The sequence below is a fragment of the Pseudomonas sp. NyZ480 genome (assembly GCF_029537255.1).
In the GTDB taxonomy this organism is placed as follows: Bacteria; Pseudomonadota; Gammaproteobacteria; order Pseudomonadales; family Pseudomonadaceae; genus Aquipseudomonas; species Aquipseudomonas taiwanensis.
The window spans coordinates 2,944,939-2,965,197 of the sequence record NZ_CP120626.1 but is presented as its reverse complement, the minus strand read 5'-3'; the positions used below and the strand labels follow the sequence as shown (position 1 = coordinate 2,965,197).

The 20,259-nt window shown below is 61.4% G+C and carries 15 protein-coding genes, 1 pseudogene and 1 riboswitch; of the genes and pseudogenes, 6 read left to right on the top strand and 10 right to left on the bottom strand.

Annotated features, from left to right (window positions below):
- Positions 1 to 1,858: 1,858 nt before the first annotated feature.
- The 5 genes and pseudogenes from P3R38_RS13530 to P3R38_RS13510 form a co-directional block, all read left to right on the top strand.
- A pseudogene (locus P3R38_RS13530) lies at positions 1,859 to 1,995 on the top strand (IS481 family transposase); the annotation flags it as partial.
- Positions 1,996 to 2,029: 34 nt separating this feature from the next.
- A riboswitch (cobalamin riboswitch) is annotated at positions 2,030 to 2,239 on the top strand.
- A 94-nt stretch (positions 2,240 to 2,333) separates the two neighbouring features.
- Positions 2,334 to 3,401 (top strand): cobalamin biosynthesis protein CobW, encoded by a 1,068-nt coding sequence (cobW, locus tag P3R38_RS13525; RefSeq protein ID WP_023380813.1) that lies wholly within the window; start codon positions 2,334 to 2,336, stop codon positions 3,399 to 3,401.
- A gap of 3 nt (positions 3,402 to 3,404) precedes the next feature.
- Complete coding sequence (cobN, locus tag P3R38_RS13520; RefSeq protein WP_202675382.1) at positions 3,405 to 7,166, top strand: cobaltochelatase subunit CobN; 3,762 nt, start codon at positions 3,405 to 3,407, stop codon at positions 7,164 to 7,166.
- A gap of 1 nt (position 7,167) precedes the next feature.
- On the top strand, positions 7,168 to 8,169 hold the full coding sequence (locus P3R38_RS13515; protein WP_277686249.1) for an AAA family ATPase: 1,002 nt from the start codon (positions 7,168 to 7,170) through the stop codon (positions 8,167 to 8,169).
- A gap of 110 nt (positions 8,170 to 8,279) precedes the next feature.
- Entirely contained in the window at positions 8,280 to 8,840 is a 561-nt protein-coding gene (locus P3R38_RS13510; protein WP_277687217.1) for a VWA domain-containing protein, read from the top strand.
- 112 nt (positions 8,841 to 8,952) lie between these two features.
- Here P3R38_RS13510 and P3R38_RS13505 read toward each other — a convergent pair whose 3' ends face one another.
- A complete protein-coding gene (locus P3R38_RS13505; RefSeq protein ID WP_023380809.1) occupies positions 8,953 to 9,219 on the bottom strand; it encodes a hypothetical protein in 267 nt (88 codons plus the stop codon).
- A gap of 344 nt (positions 9,220 to 9,563) precedes the next feature.
- Here P3R38_RS13505 and P3R38_RS13500 point away from each other — a divergent pair, with 344 nt between their 5' ends.
- On the top strand, positions 9,564 to 10,889 hold the full coding sequence (locus P3R38_RS13500) for a sigma-54 dependent transcriptional regulator (protein WP_023380808.1): 1,326 nt from the start codon (positions 9,564 to 9,566) through the stop codon (positions 10,887 to 10,889).
- A 68-nt stretch (positions 10,890 to 10,957) separates the two neighbouring features.
- Here the strand turns inward: P3R38_RS13500 and P3R38_RS13495 are convergent, their stop codons facing one another.
- From P3R38_RS13495 to pnuC, 9 genes are all read right to left on the bottom strand, one after another.
- Positions 10,958 to 13,159, bottom strand: a complete 2,202-nt coding sequence (locus P3R38_RS13495) for an LTA synthase family protein (RefSeq protein WP_023380807.1) — start codon at positions 13,157 to 13,159, stop codon at positions 10,958 to 10,960.
- 124 nt (positions 13,160 to 13,283) lie between these two features.
- Complete coding sequence (locus P3R38_RS13490; RefSeq protein ID WP_023380806.1) at positions 13,284 to 14,564, bottom strand: hypothetical protein; 1,281 nt, start codon at positions 14,562 to 14,564, stop codon at positions 13,284 to 13,286.
- Positions 14,565 to 14,614: 50 nt separating this feature from the next.
- Positions 14,615 to 15,361, bottom strand: coding sequence for a hypothetical protein (locus P3R38_RS13485; protein ID WP_277686246.1), 747 nt, complete (start codon positions 15,359 to 15,361; stop codon positions 14,615 to 14,617).
- Between the two features lie 33 nt (positions 15,362 to 15,394).
- The gene (locus P3R38_RS13480) at positions 15,395 to 16,075 is read right to left on the bottom strand and encodes a C39 family peptidase (RefSeq protein ID WP_023380804.1); all 681 of its coding nucleotides are present in this window, start codon (positions 16,073 to 16,075) and stop codon (positions 15,395 to 15,397) included.
- 68 nt (positions 16,076 to 16,143) lie between these two features.
- Positions 16,144 to 17,679, bottom strand: coding sequence for a heme utilization protein (locus P3R38_RS13475; RefSeq protein ID WP_277686245.1), 1,536 nt, complete (start codon positions 17,677 to 17,679; stop codon positions 16,144 to 16,146).
- A 51-nt stretch (positions 17,680 to 17,730) separates the two neighbouring features.
- On the bottom strand, positions 17,731 to 18,303 hold the full coding sequence (locus P3R38_RS13470; protein ID WP_023380802.1) for a hypothetical protein: 573 nt from the start codon (positions 18,301 to 18,303) through the stop codon (positions 17,731 to 17,733).
- A gap of 1 nt (position 18,304) precedes the next feature.
- The gene (locus P3R38_RS13465) at positions 18,305 to 18,742 is read right to left on the bottom strand and encodes a hypothetical protein (RefSeq protein WP_027907336.1); all 438 of its coding nucleotides are present in this window, start codon (positions 18,740 to 18,742) and stop codon (positions 18,305 to 18,307) included.
- Positions 18,743 to 19,049: 307 nt separating this feature from the next.
- Positions 19,050 to 19,577: an AAA family ATPase gene (locus P3R38_RS13460; protein ID WP_277686244.1), complete on the bottom strand. Its 528-nt coding sequence runs from the start codon at positions 19,575 to 19,577 to the stop codon at positions 19,050 to 19,052.
- On the bottom strand, positions 19,574 to 20,140 hold the full coding sequence (gene pnuC, locus P3R38_RS13455) for a nicotinamide riboside transporter PnuC (RefSeq protein ID WP_023380799.1): 567 nt from the start codon (positions 20,138 to 20,140) through the stop codon (positions 19,574 to 19,576). Before pnuC ends, P3R38_RS13460 begins: the two co-directional genes overlap by 4 nt.
- Positions 20,141 to 20,259 lie beyond the last annotated feature (119 nt).

Below are 20,259 nucleotides of genomic sequence, written 5' to 3'. Positions count from 1 at the left end.
ATGGTGAATGAATATTCACGCTATCTGAATGCCGTCCTTAAATCTGGGCTTTGAAGTTTGAAGTTTGAAGTTTTGGTTTCTGGATGCGTGAGCATATCCATTTGCCAAGGTGACGCTCAGTCACCTTTCCGCTCTTACAGCGGGTCACTTTTTGGCAGACGCCCCAAAAAGTAACCAAAAAAGTCTGGCTCCTATCATCCGGCCCCTGCGCTGCGCTCCGGGGTTCCCTCGCTCCGGGCTTGCTCCGGGAGGACCGCGCTGAACGGCCCCTCCTGGGCCGCAGCGCTTGACGGGCATCCATGCCCGTCACCTCCCTGCGCAAGCCCTGCGCTCGGCCTCCTAAAGTCGCATTAGGTGGCGCCTGAACTACCGCGCGCTAGAAGCAAGAGCAAAGCGAAGCAAAAGAAAGTCCGCCTCGAATTTATAGTTTTAATGTTGAATGTGCGGCTGGTTTAGCTGTTGTTGTTGTTGTTGTTGTTGTTGTTGTTGTTGGGAGTTGGGAGTTGGTATTTCATGCTCCGCTTTTGCTTTTAATGCGCGATATCCCAGACGCTGCAAATTGCGACGTCAGTAGGCCGAGCGTAGGGCTTGCGGAGGGAGGTGACGGGCATGGATGCCCGTCAAGCGCTGCGGCCCAGGAGGGGCCGTTCAGCGCGGTCCTCCCGGGAGCAAGCCCGTAGCGAGGGAACCCCGAAGCGAAGCGTAGGGGCCGGATGATAGGAGCCAGCGGTTTTTGCCTACTTTTGCCCAAGAGCAAAAGTAGGTCGCCGTAAAGGCGAAAAGGTGAGTGAGCGCCTCCATGGCGAATGGATATTCACGCTATCTGAATGCCGCCCTTAAATCTGTGCTTTGAAGTTTGAAGTTTGAAGTTTTGGTTTCTGGATGCGTGAGCATATCCATTTGCCAAGGTGACGCTCAATCACCTTTCCGCTCTTACAGCGGGTCACTTTTTGGCAGACGCCCCAAAAAGTAACCAAAAAAGTCTGGCTCCTATCATCCGGCCCCTGCGCTGCGCTCCGGGGTTCCCTCGCTCCGGGCTTGCTCCGGGAGGACCGCGCTGAACGGCCCCTCCTGGGCCGCAGCGCTTGACGGGCATCCATGCCCGTCACCTCCCTGCGCAAGCCCTGCGCTCGGCCTCCTGAAGTCGCATTAGGTGGCGTCTGAACTACCGCGCGCTAGAAGCAAGAGCAAAGCGAAGCAAAAGAAAATTTGCCTCGCATTTATAGTTTTAATATTGAATGTGCGGCTGGTTTAGCTGTTGTTGTTGTTGTTGTTGTTGTTGTTGTTGTTGTTCGGAGTTGGTATTTCATGCTCCGCTTTTGCTTTTAATGCGCGATATTCCAGGCGCTGCAAATTGCGACGTCAGTAGGCCGAGCGTAGGGCTTGCGGAGGGAGGTGACGGGCATGGATGCCCGTCAAGCGCTGCGGCCCAGGAGGGGCCGTTCAGCGCGGTCCTCCCGGGAGCAAGCCCGTAGCGAGGGAACCCCGAAGCGAAGCGTAGGGGCCGGATGATAGGAGCCAGCGGTTTTTGCCTACTTTTGCCCAAGAGCAAAAGTAGGTCGCCGTAAAGGCGAAAGGGTGAATGAGCCCCTCCATGGCGAATGGATATTCACGCTATCTGAATGCCGCCCTTAAATCTGTGCTTCAAAGTTTTGGTTTATGGATGCATGGGCATATCCATTTGCCAAAGCGACGCTCAACCACCTTTCCGCTCTTACAGCGGGTCACTTTTTGGCAGACGCCCCAAAAAGTAGCCAAAAAGGTCTGGCGGCATGACTCACCCACATGGGTTACAAATCAGATCACGCACATAGGTAACAGTCTTTGACTGACAGGGTCGGTATTCGAGGTTCTGACCATGCCTTGGCGAGAGCTGAAACCTATGGACCTGAAAATGCTTTTCATCGCGGATTCCTGCAAGGGGCGCCCAGCTTCAGCGCCCTATGCCAGGCCTACGAGATCAGCCGAAAGACCGGCTACAAATGGGTCGAGCGATTGTGCGAACAGTTGACCACCTGCCACCCCACGCGTAGCCTTGCCGCTTCGAGGTTCTTCGGCTGCGCCGAAGCTAAGACGGGAACGCGGTACAAGCCGCGGCTGCCCCCGCAACTGTAAGCACCGACAACGGATCGACACAGCCACTGCGCCCAAGCGCGGGAAGGCGTCATCCCTCAAGCCCCCGCAGAGAGAGGGCGAAGCAGTGCAAGCCAGGAGACCTGCCTCGGACGATTTCGACTTTCAACCGGGCGGGGTGATCCGGTGGCGAATAAGCCCGGCCACTGGCCCGTGGCTCTCGTCCCGCATGCCCGCCATCCTGCCAAGGGCATTGCGACATGAAAACACTGGCCAAGCTACCCGTCACCATCGTCACCGGCTTCCTCGGCTCGGGCAAAACCACGTTGCTCCGGCACATGCTCGACAATGCCCAAGGCCGCCGTATCGCGGTAATCGTCAATGAATTCGGCGAACTGGGTATCGACGGCGAAATTCTCAAGCAGTGCAGCATCGGTTGCACCGAGGAAGAAGCCAGCGGACGCGTCTACGAACTGGCCAATGGCTGCCTGTGCTGCACCGTACAGGAAGAGTTCTTCCCAGTAATGCGCGAATTGGTGGCGCGCCGTGGCGACCTCGACCACATTCTCATTGAAACCAGCGGCCTGGCCCTGCCAAAACCCCTGGTACAGGCCTTCCAGTGGCCGGAAATTCGCAATGCCTGCACTGTGGACGCCGTCATCACCGTGGTCGACAGCCCGGCGGTGGCCGCCGGCACATTCGCAGCCTATCCAGACCAGGTAGATGCCCAGCGCAAGCTCGACCCCAACCTGGACCACGAATCGCCGCTGCACGAACTGTTCGCCGACCAACTGGCCAGTGCCGACCTGGTGGTGCTCAACAAGGCCGACCTGATCGACGCCCAAGGCCTGGCTAAGGTCCGGGCGGAAGTCGCCGAAGAGCTGCCGCCAGCAGTCAAGGTGATCGAAGCCAGCAGCGGTCGCCTGCCACTGGACGTACTACTGGGCGTGGGGGCTGAATCCGAGGCGCATATCGACGGTCGCCGCACCCACCACGATTCGCACCACGATGACGACGACCATGACGATCATGACCACGATGCCTTCGACTCCATCTCCATCGACCTGCCCGAAGCCGATGAAAGCTTGCTGCTCGATGCCCTGACCCAGTTGGTGGTCGAATTCGGCATTCTGCGCGCCAAAGGCTTCGCGGCCATTCCGGGCAAGCCGATGCGCCTGCTGGTGCAGGGCGTGGGCACGCGCTTCGACAAGCATTTCGATCGCGCCTGGCGCGCCGACGAGCCGCGTATCACCCGCCTGGTGCTGATCGGCCAGGAGCTGAACGCCAGTGAACTGGAAGCGCGACTGCGCAAGGCCCTGGGCGCCTGACCCATGCACCTGCTGCGGACCCAGCCCGGCGGTTTCGTGCCGGACGACAGCATCGCCGACCTCGGCCAGACCCCCGCCGACCTGGTGATCCTCTGCAGCGGCGATTCGCACCTGGCGTTGCTCGCCGACACCGCCGAGCAACTGCCGCCTGGCTTCCCCAGCGTACGTCTAGCCAACCCTATGCAGGTGCAGAATCATGCTTCGGTCGACCTGTATGTCGACCAGGTGCTGCGCCATGCCAAGGTGATCCTGGTCTCGCTGCACGGCGGCGTCGGCTACTGGCGCTATGGCGTCGAACAGCTGGTCGAACTGGCAGCGCGCGGGGTGCAGTTGATTCTGGTGCCCGGCGATGATCGCCCGGACCCCGAACTTACCGGTTTGAGCACGGTGGCCCCCGAGCAGGCGGACCGCCTGTGGCACTACCTGCGCCAGGGCGGCAAGGCCAATGCCGTCAACCTGTTCAACTGCATCGCTAGCCAGTGGCTGGGCTGCGACTACGCCTGGGACGAGCCTCAACCGCTGCCCCGGACCGCCGTCTATCACCCCACCAAGGCCAGTGCATCAATCCAAGACTGGTATGGCCATTGGCGCCCGGAACAGCCGGTGGCACCGGTGCTGTTTTACCGCTCGCACTTGCAGGCGGCCAATACCGCATTCATCGACGTGTTTTGCAAGCGCTTGCAGAAGGCCGGGCTCAATCCATTGCCCATCGCGGTGGCCAGCCTCAAGGAAAGCGCCTGCCTGGAGCAGGTCGAGGCCTGGCTGGAAGAGGTCGAAGCCGAAGTCCTGATCAACACGACCGGGTTTGCCCTGTCCAGCCCAGAGCGACCCAATTCGCGACCATTCCGGCGCGACATTCCAGTTCTGCAAGCGATCTGCGCCCAGGACAACCAGCCCGGCTGGGAGGCAAGCGAGCAGGGCCTGGGCGCCCGCGACCTGGCCATGCATATCGCCTTGCCCGAGCTTGACGGGCGCATCATCACCCGGCCAGTGAGTTTCAAGGATCTGGCCTGGCGCAGCGAGCGTAGCCAGGCGGACGTGGTGTGCTACCGCGCCCATCCCGAGCGCATGGATTTCGTTGCCGAGTTGGCGCGCCGCTGGGTGGAGCTTGCGCGCCTGCCCAATGGCCAGAAACGCATCGCCCTGGTGCTGGCCAACTACCCGACCCGTGACGGGCGCATTGGCAACGGTGTCGGCCTGGATACGCCGGCCGCTGCATTGAATATCCTCAAGGCCCTGCAGGACGAGGGGTATCCGACGAGCGAGCTGCCTGGCAGCGGCACCGCGTTGATCCATCAACTGCTGGGCGGTGTCACCAACGACCTCGACCACGTGGACCAGCGCCCCTGTGCCCAGAGCCTGAGCCTGGCGGATTATCAGGCAGCCTTTGAACGTCTGCCGGATGCCAACCGCCAAGCCGTGCTGGAGCGCTGGGGGCCGCCCGAGCAGGACCCGATGTTCCGCAGTGGCCGCCTGATGGTAGCGGGTCTGCGCTTTGGCCTGACCTTCGTTGGCATCCAGCCCGCACGCGGCTACCAGGTCGATCCCAGCGCCGTCTACCACGACCCCGATCTGGTTCCGCCGCACGGCTACCTGGCGTTCTACTTCTGGATGCGTCATGCCTACGCCGCCGATGCGGTGATCCATGTCGGCAAGCACGGCAACCTCGAATGGCTGCCTGGCAAGGGGGTCGGCCTATCCGCCCAATGTTGGCCCGATGCATTGCTAGGGCCGCTGCCGAACATCTACCCGTTCATCGTCAACGACCCGGGTGAGGGCGCACAGGCAAAGCGCCGTACCCAAGCGGTGATCATCGACCACCTGATGCCGCCACTGACCCGCGCCGAAACCTACGGCCCGCTGCGCCACCTGGAACAACTGGCCGATGAATACTACGAGGCGCAACTGCTTGACCCGCGGCGTGCCCGCGAGCTTCAGCGCGACATACTCGAACTGGTCAAGGTCAACCATATCGACCGCGAACTTCAGCTCGAAGGCCAGCTGGACGACGCAACGGTATGGTTGCCGCGTCTGGATACGTACCTGTGCGACCTCAAGGAGTCGCAGATCCGCGATGGCTTGCATGTGTTCGGCCAATCTCCTGAAGGACGGCTGCGTCTGGATACCTTGCTCGCCTTGCTGCGGGTAGAGCGTGGCGATGGTCGTGGTGGCAACGCCAGCTTGCCGCGAGCCCTGGCCAAGGCGCTGGAACTGGGCTTCGATCCGCTGGACTGCGAGCTCGGTCAACCCTGGCAAGGGCCGCGCCCCGACGTGTTGCAGGCCGTCAGCGGTTCGGCGTGGCGAACCTGTGGCGACACCCGCGAACGCCTCGAACTGATGGCCTTGCAGGTGATCGAGCAAGCCCTGGCCGGCACGCTGCGACTGCCCGAGCAAGCCCCGTGGCAGTCGGTACGTGAGGTGGTGCAGGCGCTGCAGGACGAGGTCGCGCCGAATCTGGATGCTTGTGGGGCGGCCGAAATCGGCAGCCTGCTGGCAGCGCTGGAGGGGCGCTTCGTGCCTGCCGGCCCCAGTGGTGCGCCCAGCCGTGGCCGTCTGGACGTACTGCCCACCGGCCGCAATTTCTACACCGTGGATGTGCGCAACCTGCCCACGACCACGGCTTGGCGCCTGGGCTTCGCTTCGGCCAACCTTGTCTTGGAGCGTCATCTGCAGGACCATGGCGACCATCTGCGCCAATTGGGCCTGTCGGTCTGGGGCACGGCAACCATGCGCACGGGGGGCGACGACATCGCCCAGGCCATGGCATTGATGGGCGTTCGGCCGGTGTGGGCGACCGGTAGCCAGCGGGTCGATGATTTCGAGATATTGCCCCTGAGCCTGCTGGACCGCCCTCGGGTGGACGTGACCTTGCGTGTTTCGGGCTTTTTCCGAGATGCCTTCGGTAACCTGATCCGGCTGTTCGATGCCGCCGTGCAAGCGGTGGCTGCACTGGATGAGCCAGATGACCTTAACCCTCTGGCGGCTCGGGTGCGCAGTGAGCGTGAAGTGCTGATCGCACAAGGCGTCTCGGCCGAGCAGGCCGCCCGTGAAGCGGGTTGGCGGGTTTTCGGTGCCAAGCCAGGCGCCTATGGCGCCGGCGTGCAGAACGCCATCGATGGACGCTTGTGGCAGCAGCGTGAGGACCTGGCCGAGGTCTACCTCAACCACGGTGGTTATGCCTATGGCAGCGCTGACCAGGGCACACCGGCACGCACTCAGTTCGCCCGTCGCCTGAGTCAGGTGCAGGCGGTGTTGCAGAACCAGGACAACCACGAGCACGACGTGCTCGACTCCAACGACTATTACCAATTCCAGGGTGGCATGCTGGCGGCCTCGGAGACGCTGGCCGGTACGACAGTGGCCAGTTATCACGGCGATCACAGCCAGGTCGACCGCCCCCGTATCCGTACCCTGAAGGAAGAGCTGAACCGGGTCATTCGTGCGCGTGCGCTGAACCCCAAGTGGATCGACGGGGTGAAGCGCCACGGTTACAAGGGGGCTTTCGAAATGGCCGCGACGGTCGACAACCTGTTCGCCTTCGATGCCACCACGCACCTGATCGATGACCATCATTACCAGTCCCTGGCCGATGCCTATGTGCTCGACCCGGCGACGCGCGAATTCATGCGCGAGCACAATCCAGAGGCCCTGCGCGATCTGACCGAGCGCTTGCTGGAGGCTCAGCAACGAGGCCTCTGGCAGGCCCCAGGCGATTATCGAGAGGCCCTCGAGGAGCAGTTGCTCGACGGCGAGGAACAGGCTTGAAATGAGTGAACCCGTACAATTTCCCCTGGCGGCCGTGGTTGGCGCCGACGACCTCAAGCTGGCGCTGTGCCTGACGGCCATCGACCCGAGGATTGGCGGCGTACTGATCGAAGGTCCGCGCGGCATGGCCAAGAGCACCTTGGCGCGTGGTTTGGCGGATTTGCTGGGTGAAGGGCCGTTTGTCACCTTGCCTTTGGGCGCCAGTGAAGAGCGGCTGGTCGGTACGCTTGACCTGGACGCGGCGCTGGGCCAGGGCAAGGCGCAGTTTTCCCCAGGAGTGTTGGCCCAGGCTGACGGCGGCGTGTTGTACGTCGATGAAGTCAACCTGCTGCCCGATACCCTGGTGGACTTGCTGCTGGATGTGGCGGCCAGCGGAACCAACCGAGTCGAGCGCGACGGCATTTCTCATCGCCACAGCGCCCGGTTCGTGCTGATTGGCACGATGAACCCGGAAGAGGGCGAGCTGCGCCCGCAACTGCTGGACCGGTTTGGCTTGAATGTGGCTCTTGAAGGGGTGCCTACCCCAGACGCTCGTCAGCACATCATTCGCCGCCGTCTGGCTTTTGACAGCGACCCTCAAGCGTTCTGCGCGCAATGGGCCGCAGCCCAGGCGCAACTGCGTGAACGCTGTCAGGCCGCGCGTCAGCGGCTCGAGCGTATTGCCCTGGATGACCAGGCTCTGGCCTGGATCACCGAGCGCTGCTTCGCCGCTGGCGTCGATGGCCTGCGTGCCGATCTGGTCTGGCTGCGAGCAGCCCGCGCCCACTGCGCCTGGCGCGGCGCCGAAGTCATTGCAGAGGAAGATGTCGACGCCGTAGCGGAGTTCGCCCTGCGCCACCGCCGTCGGGTCTCGCCCCCCGCCATGCCGCCATCGGCAGCGCCTGAGGGCGGCCAAGGAGAAGGGCAAAGGCAAGGCGGGCAGGGTGATTGGGGCGCCATGGCGCCTCAGCCGGTAGCCACCGGGGCTTGCCGCGAGGTGCCGAACTGGGCAAAAAAGCCCTGAGCATCCGCCCGCCTGACGCCAAGGCGACGGATGCCAGGCCCCGCGTCGGACCGCTCAAGGGCGCCAGCCGGGGCCGTGTTCAGGCGGCTGCCACCGGCCGGGTTGCCTGGTTGCCGACCCTGCTCAAGGGGCGGCCACGCGTGCGCAAGGATCTGTGCTGGCAACAGCGGCGGGCCCAAGCGAACGAATTATGGCTGGTGATCGTCGACGCCTCAGCGTCGACCCGTCGTCACCAGGCGTTGGCACACACCAAAGGGCTGCTGGCAGAGCTGTTCGACCAGGCCTATCGCCAGCGAGCGCGTCTGGCCTTGCTGACCGCCAGCGGAGGTACGCCACAATGGCAGCGCCATGGCCTCAAGGCCTCTGCAGCGTTGCAACTCTGGTTGCAGGCGCTGGGCGCCGGTGGTGGTACCCCCCTGATCGCGGCCTTGGACCAGGCTCGTCAGTGGCTGCTGGCGCGGCGCAAGGCCTGTCCACAGGAGCTGCAGCGCTGCCTGGTGTTCACCGATGGCCGCCTGCAGCGTTGGGGCGCTGTGCAACCACTGGCTTGCGACACCCTGCTGGTGGATATGGAAATGGCGCCAGTACGCCTGGGGCGTGCCAGACAATTGGCCGAAGAACTGCAAGCCGAATACCGGCACCTGCAAAACTTCAAGGTAATGCAAAAGTGACACTTGTCAGCAGGCTGCGACACTGTGCCGCAATAAGGAAAGTTGCCGTGGCAGTAACAGCACATGTTTCACAGGTGCGTGCACTGGCACGCACTTGTGTCACCCGCAGCTATTACTTCGGCATCGACCAAGGTTGCAGGTCATAACCTTTTTCGGAGAGTTCGGCACGCACTTCCTCGATCAGGTTCGCCCATTGCGCTGGGTCGGAATAGATACGCGAGGAAACCTGTTTGCTGCCGATACGGGTGCTGGTCCGGTCGATGACTGCCAGACTCAGCTCGCCCGAACCGTTTGGGGCATCCCAGGCAACGCACTGGAAGGGTTCAAAGGCATGGTCGGCAATCAGCAGTGCTTCGTTGACACGGAGCGGGGCATTCATGGTTCGGTCTCTCTATGGTCCCAAACATCGAAGTGAAGTCCGCGTTGTCGAGTGCTCGCTAAAACATTTCGCGATACGCAGCGCGGGGTTATTCGTACTGATGCTCCAAGTCGGTGTTCAAGTCACATGGCAGTTGTAAATTTTTTGGGGGCGGAGAAATGACTCTCCATTCTACGCCCCGTGTGACGTCATCAACCGGTGAAAATTCCCTTGTCGAATTGTAGCCACTCCCGTTTACAGACAAACGGTAGTGGGCGGCGCCAAGTTCGTTGCTACTGTTAATTCGGGCGTCGCAACTTACTGTTTTCATGTAAAAAACCATAATTTGGCGCCAAGGAAAGGTTATGCACGAGCCTGCATCTCAACGCCGCTTGCTCATTGTCGATCCTTGCGACGATTGCCACCGTCTTTTGCCAGGCCTGAGTGGAGCGGGCTGGGACGTGCATAGCTGTACGCTGGGCGCTGCGCTGGAGTACCCATGCGATGTCGGCTTGCTGCGCCTGCAGGCGTCGCACCTGCGCCACCCCGACGCAGTCAAGGACATGATCAAGCGCAGCAACACCGAATGGATTGCCGTGTTGAGCGCTGAAGAGCTGCGCATGCAGAACGTCGGAGATTTCGTCTGCGAGTGGTTCTTCGATTTCCACACCTTGCCGTTCGATGTGTCCAGGGTTCAAGTTACCTTGGGGCGTGCGTTTGGCATGGCGCGCTTGCGTGGCAAAGGTGCGATGCAGGTGGAGGAGCTTGAGCACGAACTGCTTGGCGACAGCAGACCCATCCGTGAACTGCGCAAGTTGTTGGGCAAACTGGCGCCGACCGAATCGCCGGTGCTGATCCGGGGAGAAAGTGGCACGGGCAAAGAGTTGGTGGCCCGCACGTTGCACCGTCAGTCGCAACGCTTCGATCAACCGTTTATCGCCATTAACTGCGGCGCGATCCCGGAACACCTGATCCAGTCCGAACTGTTCGGTCATGAAAAGGGGGCTTTCACGGGTGCCCACCAGCGCAAGGTCGGGCGAATCGAAGCAGCGCACGGCGGTACGCTCTTTCTCGATGAGATCGGTGACTTGCCGTTGGAGTTGCAAGCCAATTTGCTGCGTTTTCTGCAAGAGAAGCACATCGAACGGGTGGGAGGCAGCCAACCTATCCCCGTTGACGTCAGGGTACTGGCCGCGACCCATGTGGACCTGGAGAAGGCCATCGAACAGGGCCGCTTTCGCGAAGACCTCTATTACCGGCTGAACGTCCTGCAGGTCGTGACTGCGCCCCTGCGCGACCGCCATGGTGACCTGTCGATGCTCGCCAACCACTTTTCGCATTTCTACAGCCTGGAAACTGGGCGCAGACCGCGTTCGTTCAGCGACCATGCGCTGGCTGCGATGGGCCGACACGACTGGCCGGGTAATGTGCGGGAACTGGCCAATCGTGTGAGGCGAGGTTTGGTCCTGGCCGAAGGGCGGCAGATTGAGGCGCAGGACCTTGGTTTGCAGGTAGTGGAGCAACAGGATCAACCGCTGGGCACGCTGGAGGACTACAAGCACCGCGCGGAACGTCAGGCATTGTGCGATGTGCTCAACCGGCACAGCGATAACCTGAGCATCGCGGCGCGGGTGCTCGGGGTGTCGCGGCCAACCTTCTATCGCCTGCTGCACAAGCATCAGATCAGGTAAGCATTCAGCCGGGCTGACTCAACGTGTGGGGTTGTTCGGAAGCAGCCTGGACACTTTGGCACTGCGTCTCAACTCGACTGCGCAATATGCCCGTCGGCAATTTCCTCGACAGCCTCGTCCTCGCCCGGCAGCGCTGTGATCACACTGAAGTCACTGACCTCCACCTCGCCACCGCCGTACCCCAGCAAATGGAAAGAAAACGCCTTGCGCTCAGTCGGGTTGTCGAAACCGAACTCCATGTCCAGAGGCTGGTCCGCCGTTACCAGCATTTCTTCAGGTAGCCCCAATGGTACATCCTGCTCTAGCTCTTTGGCTTTGAGCTGAATGTAGGCATTGTGCTGCGGGTCGAGGGAGCGGATCTTGACCCGTACCCTGGTGTGCGAGCCCTCCGGCAGTTCCAGATACTGTGCGCCGATCAGGTTATCGGCCCAGTCGTCGTGTATTCGGGCTTGCAGCGGGATGGCGGACGGACCGCCGAACTGGTAGCGAAGGTTCAGCGGTGTCTGCAGCAAGGACTGGTCGAGCACTCCGGCCAGAGCGCTGATCTGCAGCCCGGTAATCGCATCGCCTGGCCCCAGGTACTTGGCTTGGTCGGCAATGAATCCCTCGCTGGCGTATCGCCGGCAGCGCTGCTGGAAGTCGCACTCGGTGAACACGCCCTTGCCGTCATGGTAGCGAAGCATGCCGTTGGTGTAGGCGATCATCTCGCGGCCACTGTCATAGTCGCGAAACAGCGAGCGCCCGCCGAGGGCGGCGGGAATGGGCAGTGCGAAGTAATCGAGCAACGAAGTGGCTAGGTCGATATGCCCATAGGTGCCGCGGTTCACGCGGGGCAATGCGGCTTGCTCGGGGGCGAGGGTGAGGTTGAAACCCCAGGATGATGCCAGGCGTACTCCGTCGATGCCGTGGGACTCATCGGACGTAACCACTACCAGGGTATCCTTGAGGACACCCTGTTGTTCGAGGCTGTCGAGAAACGCGCCAATGGCATCGTCCAGATAGGCCACTGCCGCCTGCTTGGCGGTATCGTACCGCTCCAGGTACTGCTCGGGCGCCGAGTAGGGCTGGTGCGTGCCCACGGTCAGCAGGGTGAGCATCCACGGCTTGTCCTGTTTGCGTAGCTGGCCCACGTAGTCCAGCGCACCCTCGAAGAAGGCCCGGTCATCCTTGCCCCAGGGGAACTCCAGGTAGTTCCCGTTGCGGAACCATTCCTGGCCATTCACCGAGTCAAAGCCAATGTGCGGCATGATCCGGTCCTTGGCCATGAAACGCAGGCCTGCACCCTGCAAGTAATGGGTGGTGAATCCCGCCTGACGCAGCTGCGCCGGCAGGCAAGCCTGATTGCGCTGTTGCTGCGTCAACAGCTCCATGCCCTTGGGAGTGCCGTTGGCGAGCTTGTCGTAGTCACCACAGAGCATGGCGTACAGGCCGCGAATGGTCTGGTGGGTATGCAGCACGTAATCCGGGGTATTCATGCCGCGCTCTGCCCAGTGGCTGAGCTTGGGCATCAGCTCTTCGTCGAAGCGGCTATTCAGGGCCTGGCGATTAGGCCTGATGTAAGCCCCGGGAATACCTTCGAGGGTAATCACCAGCAGGTTGCGCGCCTGGCCGGGCACGCCCAACAGCTTGCGGCCATGCAAGTCGGACTGGGTAAGGCCCGCGCTTGGCAGCGGGGTTACGGGTTGTTGTTCGCCAAACGCATCGAGGGCACGTTGCTGCACGCTGCCGACGCCTGCTGCCAGCAGTTGGTGGGAGAGGTTGTATTGGCGCCATTGGTCGGCGTCCGACGGCGCCAGGTGCTGACCGCTCCAGTGCAGGCCGAACAGCAGCACGGGAATGGCCCAGGCCTTGCGGGGTAAGGGAGTAGCAGGCGAACGGGCCCCGAACGATAGGCTCGCCACCCACCCCAGCAGGCCCAGCGCCAGTGCCCAGGGTAGCCAGGCATGGGCAAGGCCGCCACCGGTGGAGTTTTCCACGAACTGTGGGTCGGTCAGGTAGCCCAGGTCGGCGGCGGTGGGCAGCCGGCCCACTGCACTCACCAGCTCCGCCGAAGTCACCCAGAACCCGGCCCAGGCCAGAAGCACCGGCAGGGCCAGCCACCAGGGGCGGCGATGCAGTGCCAGCACCAGCAGGCTGCCGATCGCGAGGTCCGACAGGTAACCAAAAGCGTTGGACCAACCCAACATGGCGCGCGCGCCCAGTGGGATCACCAGCACCAGGGTCGCCAGGGCGGCAAGACGGGTGCGAGGGTGGCCTAACAGGTCATTCACGAAAACTTTCCTTATTGCCATTAAAACGTCATGTTTCTGTGCTCGATGATAACAGGCCAAGTTCAGGAAAGCGGTCGGTTACAAGGTTGGTTACCAATTGCCGGGCCGGGCAGGCCCGCACAACTCAGAAGTAGTAAGGGAATTTGAGGCTGAAGGAGAAGTCCGGCGCATCATCGGTCAGCCCGATGGACAGGTTCGGTACGATCGTCAGGTTGTTGGTCGCAGCGAATGTCATGCCAATGTTGAAGTTCGCAGCGTTGTAGTCACTGTTGCTGATCGACTGCCAGTCGCCCCCGTCAGGCTTGATCTTGCTCTTGCTCGAGAACTGGTCGGTTACCGAGAACGACATACTCATCTTCTCGTTGAGGGCAAAGGCGATACCGCCGCCGATCTGCCACGAGTCCCCGAGTTTCACGTCCCCGCCAACCTTGGAATTGACCTGCGGGCTGATGTCGCTGAACGAGTCCTGCATGTTGTAGGTGTACTGCAGGCTGGCGAACAACACGGCCGGGTCGAACGTCTTGACCAGCGAGATGCCGGGCGAGATCGACCAGACACCATTGCCGGTCGGCAGGTCTTCCGGAACCGCCAGGTTGTCGTTGCCAGGGCTCTGGATCAGCTTGATGCCATAGGGGTCCTTGCCGGTGGGTGCCTTGACGCGCAGTGTAGCCACGGCGTCCGGCCAGGTTTCGTCTTCGTCGAGGAACTTGTAGGCGATCCCGAAGTTGACGTCGCCGATGGCCGGGTCGCGGGTCACCGTATCATCGGACGTCACCCCAGCGGCACCGCCTGCGCCGCCTGAGGAGTAGGTGGATTCGCGGTAGACGATCGGGACGTTTATATCGAACTGCCAGCGCTGATCCATGTTGTAGCGGGCTGTCAGGTCCAGGGTCCAGTTGTCCGCCTTGATACGGTCGATGTTGATATTGCCCAGGAAAATCGAATCCAGCGCCAGGAATCCGTTGAGGGTAAGGGCGCGGGTGTCGTAATGGGTATAGGTCAGGCCGGTCTCGACGCTGAACTTGCCGCCACCGAAAAAGCCGCTGGCTTCGTCATACAGGTTGGACACGCTTTGCGCGGGCTCGGAATTGTCCTGCAACGATTGTCCGTAGGAACTGCCTGTGGTACCGGGCGCGCCAGAGGCCACGGTCTGGCTGCCCTTGACCCCTTCGGCAGGCGATTTGGTCAGGCGTTTCGGGGCTGGGGCCTGAGGTGCCTCTTCGACCTGGCGCAGTCGTTGCTCCAGCACCATCAATGCGTTCTGTTGTGCTTCATAGCGCTGTTTCAGCGCGATAAGCTCCTGTTTCAGCGCTTCGACCTCCGGGTCGGCCGCAGCCTGGAGCAGAGTGGCCGGTGCCAGGGTACTCAAACAGACGATAGCTCTTAGCGTCAACAAACGGTGCATGGGTTAGCCGTCCCTTCTGACTGACTGCATTCGATGAGACTGAGCGTAGATCAGTATCCGAGGTTTCGAAGGCCTTTGAGCTGGTCCAGGTTGACATTCATCGTGCCGGCCGTGCGAGCACTGTCTCGCATCACGACATTGAGCGACGTCAGGTTGCTGACCCGGTTGCTGGCACCGAGCAAGGTCGTGTTCTGCATCAGTCCACCTTGGCCGATGCGCTGGAAGGTGTTGCCCTGGTTGTTATTGGCAACGATGCTCATCTGAACCCCGGTGCCGGAAGCTGACACGTTCAGCGAACCCGCACCGTTGCTGCCGGTCAGCGAGGAGCCGTCAGCCAGGGGTTGACCTTGCGGGCTGCTGGTTGGGGCCTGGTTGCCCTTGGTCACGTTGATGGCGACATTGTTGTGTGCTGTGTTGAAGTCACCCGCGGCACGTACCACCTGGGTCACGCCTTCGGTGGTGTTCAGGCCGCTGCCGCCGGTGACGGTCCCTGTGCCATTGCTCGTGGGTTGGGAGGTGCCGGTGCCTTTTTCGTCGATCATCGACACATAGAACTGCGGCTTGATGGTCGATTGCTGAATCTGCATCGAAGACGTTGCGCCAATCACCTCGCCATTGGCGTTCTGCCAGGTGCTGGTCATGACGATGCCGAAGCTGACGATCCGTCCCGGCATCACGTAGCGGCCACGCAGGTTGGCCAGCTCCTGATCCTTCAGCTCGATGGGTTTGAATGTCTCTGCCTGGGTCGGCAGGGTAGCGGCCAGGCACATCAAGGCCAGCCAGGTAGAAGTTTTCATGGGGAGCTCCCGGAGCGTCTTGCCCATTGATTGCTAGAAGAAGTCGCTTTGGATAAAGCCAAAGTCCATCAACTCAGCGTCCTGCACCGGCGTGAAGTTACTGATGCGGTTCTTGGCGCTCAGCGGCAACGGTGGGTCGAGCAGGATGTTGTTCTTGTCGTATCCCTGGCCAATGACGGCGAAGATGATGCCGTTCCAGCCCTTGAGAAAGTCCTCTACCTTGAAGCGCTTGTGGCCCAGCACCGGATCGCCGATGTAGACCCAACCACGATCGACCTTCTGCATGACCACGAAATGCTTGTAGCCGCGGATGTCCATCAGCACGACCACTGGAATACGGATGCTGTGCAGGGTATCGGGGGCCACCTTGTAACCACGGGCGCGCATGCCGAGGCTTTCCACGTAGCGCTTCATGTCCAGCATCGAGAAACCTTGGACGCGCACCTGGTCGGGGTCGGCATGGGCCAGCATGCCTTCGATGATCTGCTGCTCGTCGACGTCCAGCCAGTAGGCTTGGCGCAGGATGGTCGCCAGGGCCGCGGCGCCGCAACTGAAGTCGGTTTTCTGTTGCACCAGGTCGGCGAACTTGCGTTCGCGGATGCTCTGGATGGGTTTGTAGATGACCGCGCCTCCCGGCAGGACGGACAACGGCATCTGGGCTGCTTCGATCACACTGGCCATGCACAGCAAAAACGCCAAGGCGATAATGCGCATGTTCGACGCCCCCCTTTGATTTCTTGTTAGAAAGAGGCCCCCCGAAGGGGGCCTCCACGCCGCAGTTGCTACATCGAGGTGTTGGAGATGGCCAGCGAGTTGCTTTGCTGGTTGCCCACACCGGCTGCCACGTTGACGCCCAGGTTGCCGCTGCCACCGTTCACCGAGCCACTGAGGGTTGCGGTGTTGGTCACAGGGTTGGCCCAGCCGGTCGGGGTCAGCACTTGGAACGACACGGTGTTGCTCAGTGCGTACTCGCTAGACTCGCTGTAGCTCTTCGAGATGCTGTCCGAAGATTGCGAGGCTTTCTCGCCGGACTTCTCGAAGGCCGAAGCGTTGGCTTTTTCCCACTCCGAGGCTCTCGCTTTTTCGTACGAAGAATCGCGAGACTTCTCGTAGGAGGTGTCGCGAGATTTGTCGTAAGAAGAGTCGCGGGTCCGGTCATACGAAGAGCTATACGACTTGTCGAACGACGAATCGAAGGACTTGTCGAAGGACGACGCGTGGGTTTTGTCACTCGAGGTATCGACGTCTACGTCGAGGTTAGCGCTGAGCGAGCCGTCGAAGCTTTCGCTGCGGGTCCGGGTGAACGGGCCGAACGACGAGCTGGAGGTTGCATCGGCACTGGCCGAAGCATCCAGCGAGGCGCTGAGCGAAGCACTCGAGGTGGAGCTGAAGCTCGAGTTATGCGAACCACTGGCATTCCAGCTGTTCGAGCCATTGGCAGCCATGTTGTTCGAGCCGCTGGCGCTGCTGCTGCTGGAGCCGCTGGCGTTCATGCTGCTAGAGCCACTGGCGTTGCTGCTGCTGGAGCCGCTGGCGCTGCTGCTCTTCGAACCGCTGGCGCTGCTGCTTTGCGAGCCAGCCACGCTGAAGCTCGAACTGGAGCTCTTGTCGATGTTGGCATCGAACGAGCCGCTGCGCGAGGACGAACCGCTCTTGGAGGTGGTGAAGGTAAGCGTATCCACCCGATAGGTGCGGTCGGCACGGTTGATGACGGTCAGGCCTGGACCGGTCTGCTTGGCAGTGGCAGTGGCAGTGGAGTTACCAATTGGCGCACTGTTGTTGGCAATGGCCATGGTGTTTTTCTGCTGGTTCAGGTCGCCGCCAGCAATGTTGATACCCACGTTACCGCTGCTACCGTCAGCCGAGCCGCTCATGACAGCCGAGCTTTGGGTCGACCAGTTCTTGACGGTGTTGTTGTTGCTGTGTTGATCGACGTTTGCGGTTGCCACGGAGTCGCCGAAGACGAAGCTGTTGTCGATGGCAGAGTTGTCGGACGCGGTGTTGGCGATAGCCGCCGCGTTGTCTTGTTGGTTGCCGTTACCGGCTGCCACGTTGACGCCGACGTTGCCGCTCGCGCCTGCGGCCGAGCTGCTCATTTCTGCTTCGTTGACGGTGCCTTCATTGAGGATGAAGTTGTTGGTGCTTCTTTGGGTGTCGTCAGCTGTGGCAGTAGCGCTGGTGTAGATAGGTTTTGGAGGAGGGTTGTAGTGGCCGTGGTGGCCATGTCCACGCCGATCGTTCTGATCCGCTTGTGCAGCAACAGCCATGACCGCAGCAATTGCGAAAACCAGAGGCTTGAGTGCCATCGAGGGTTTCATGGTGTTTCTCCGTCTTTTTTTTCGGTTAAGTGTTGTTCTTACCTTTTTGGGTCAGTTCGCGACCCGTACGCTCAGGGTGTTTGCCGTCTGGTTTCCCACCCCGGCGCTCTGATTCAACTGAATCACCCCACGGCTACCGGTGAAGGCCTGGTCACCGGTGGTGACCTGGCGATAACCAGGGGAGGTATCGGTTGGATCGGAGCTTTTGATCAGCGCCACGTTCTGCTGCATCAGGACGCTGTCGTCGATACTTTGCGGATGCGCACTGGTGCTGATGCTCAGTGCGTTGGCTTGCTGGGTACTGGCACCTGCGCTCTGGTTGATGCCCAGCGCGCCGCTGCCGTGACTGAAGGCGGTGCCCTGAATGCTGGCTCGGGCATCCATGTTCGGATCGATCACGGATTGAAGGCGTTGTTGGATCTGCGTATTCGCGCTGGCCTGCGGCCCATTGGCAAACGCGCGGGCGTTGACCTGTTGCTGCAGGTCGCCCGCTGCCTGGTTGAGGGAGAAGTTGCCTTGGTACTGCCCGCCGGAGCTGTCGATGGAAGCGTCATTCATCACGGGGGACTGGGCCAAGGCCGATGCACTGCAAAACGCGGCAAGGATGAACAGCGTCTGCCTCATCTCATTTGCCTCCGGTCAGGATCTGCAGCGGTGCAAGACCGCGCTGGACGCTCGAATTGACCATGTTGGAGATGCCATTGCCTGCGCCTGTGCCACGGCCAGCGGCCATGTTGGGAAGCTGGTTCTGGTTGCCGATGGCTCCGCCCAGGTTGTTGGTCTGCTGGTTGACCAGCGAAGAAATACCAGTGCCGCTGGTGATGTTGGCGAAGTCGCCATCACTGAGCTCATTGGTCTGCTTGAGGATGTAGGCAGAGGGGTTGGCGTTGGCGGTGGTAGGGTTGGGGTCTGGCGCCAGCGGCGCGCGGATCGCCATTCGGGGTTGGACATCGCGGGTGATCACGATGATTCCGTTGTCGGCCTGGGCCGGTAGACTGAGGCATGAACCCAGTACGCACCCTATCAGCAGGCGGCGGAAAAGGCCTTTATCGAGTTTCTCCACGGTGGCAATTCCTTCTTTCCGTTCGCTGGCCCGTTATCAGCGTTGCGAGGAAGAGAGCAGGAGCTGTGCCGTTTTTGCTTTTCATAGATAATTCAAGGAATTAGCTTCAATAGCTGAATGCTTCATCATTTAGCTGTATCAGCGACGAGACACGGGGCAGGCCAAGAACAGCTTTTTCTGGTTGTGGCCCTGCCCCAAGCGGCTTTGGCGGGGTTGTATCAGCGGCGTAACACTCACCCCGGCATTTGCGGAAAGCGCGCAAGCACGGGAACCATGGCTTGCCTTGGTGTCTCAGGGGCTTAACACATCACGGGGTTGCGAGCAGTTGGCCGACAGCGTCCAATGCGGCGGCGCTGCGGGTTGGCCAGTCGCCGCCGACGACCTGCCAAACTTGTTCGTGGCGTTGCAGCCAGCCTAGGCTGTCGGCAAAAAAACCTTGGCGCTCACTCAGTTGGGGCTGGCAGCGCTGGCCATCGTCCACCCAGTCGACACCCTCCGGGTCGAGCAACAGATGCAGGTCGTAGTCGCGCTCCAGCAGGGCCTGCTCGATCCAGGCCGGGCAATCGCCAAACAGTGCCCGGCTCCATAACAGGTTGCTGAGCAAGTGGGTATCGAGGATCAACAAACGAGGCTGGCGGGCGCGAGCGTCATCTTCCCACGCCAGTTGCCCGCGGGCGATGGTGGGGATGTCGGCGTAGCAGGTATCGCGGCCCTCCTGGTCGATGAAGTAGCGCACGTATTCCGGCACGACAAGGCCGCCGAAGCGAGCCTGAAGCACTCGACTTAGCCAGCTTTTACCACTGGATTCCGGACCACACAGCACTACGACTTTCATTGCGCCACCAACGCCGGATCACGACGCCACTCCATCCAGCCGCGCACAGCGATGACGGTCAGCACGGCGAAGAATCCAGCAGTGAAGTACAGCTGTTGATGCAGGTATTGACCGACGTACACCACATCGACCACCACCCACAACGGCCAACACTGCAGGCGCTTCTGCGCCATCCATACCTGCGCCACCAAGCTGAAACCGGTCAAGGTGGCGTCCAGCCAGGGCAGGGCAGCATCGGTCCACCGGGCCATCGCCGCGCCCAGCGCCAGGCTCAACACAAGGCCGGCCAACAGGCTGTGACCTACGGCAGGCCCCCCCAGGCGGGACACCTTGCGTGCATCTTCGGCGCGATCCGGGCGCAGCCATTGCCACCAGCCATACAGCTGCAGCGCAGCGTAGGCCACTTGCAGGAGCATGCCCGAGTACAGTTTGACCTCATGGAACAGCCAGGCATAGATCAGCACCATCACCAGGCCAATCGGCCAGCACCAGGCATTTTGTTTGACGGTGAGCCAGACGGCGATTACGCCGAGCACGGCGGCGATGAGCTCAAGGCCGGACATCGGCGATCCTTGGAATGGGAGGGGGCGCGATTGTAGCCCGTGGGGGGCGATGAGTGACAAGGCTTTGTGAACCGCTTGGCTGCCGGCTCTGACCGAACAACGAAAGCTCATCGATTCGA

What these genes read in the sequence shown, in the direction of transcription:
- cobW (WP_023380813.1), top strand. Translation starts at nt 2,334, where the DNA reads ATGAAAACACTGGCCAAGCTACCCGTCACCATCGTCACCGGCTTCCTC.
- cobN (WP_202675382.1), top strand. Translation starts at nt 3,405, where the DNA reads ATGCACCTGCTGCGGACCCAGCCCGGCGGTTTCGTGCCGGACGACAGC.
- P3R38_RS13515 (WP_277686249.1), top strand. Translation starts at nt 7,168, where the DNA reads ATGAGTGAACCCGTACAATTTCCCCTGGCGGCCGTGGTTGGCGCCGAC.
- P3R38_RS13505 (WP_023380809.1), bottom strand. Translation starts at nt 9,219, where the DNA reads ATGAATGCCCCGCTCCGTGTCAACGAAGCACTGCTGATTGCCGACCAT.
- P3R38_RS13500 (WP_023380808.1), top strand. Translation starts at nt 9,564, where the DNA reads ATGCACGAGCCTGCATCTCAACGCCGCTTGCTCATTGTCGATCCTTGC.
- P3R38_RS13490 (WP_023380806.1), bottom strand. Translation starts at nt 14,564, where the DNA reads ATGCACCGTTTGTTGACGCTAAGAGCTATCGTCTGTTTGAGTACCCTG.
- P3R38_RS13485 (WP_277686246.1), bottom strand. Translation starts at nt 15,361, where the DNA reads ATGAAAACTTCTACCTGGCTGGCCTTGATGTGCCTGGCCGCTACCCTG.
- P3R38_RS13480 (WP_023380804.1), bottom strand. Translation starts at nt 16,075, where the DNA reads ATGCGCATTATCGCCTTGGCGTTTTTGCTGTGCATGGCCAGTGTGATC.
- P3R38_RS13475 (WP_277686245.1), bottom strand. Translation starts at nt 17,679, where the DNA reads ATGAAACCCTCGATGGCACTCAAGCCTCTGGTTTTCGCAATTGCTGCG.
- P3R38_RS13470 (WP_023380802.1), bottom strand. Translation starts at nt 18,303, where the DNA reads ATGAGGCAGACGCTGTTCATCCTTGCCGCGTTTTGCAGTGCATCGGCC.
- P3R38_RS13460 (WP_277686244.1), bottom strand. Translation starts at nt 19,577, where the DNA reads ATGAAAGTCGTAGTGCTGTGTGGTCCGGAATCCAGTGGTAAAAGCTGG.
- pnuC (WP_023380799.1), bottom strand. Translation starts at nt 20,140, where the DNA reads ATGTCCGGCCTTGAGCTCATCGCCGCCGTGCTCGGCGTAATCGCCGTC.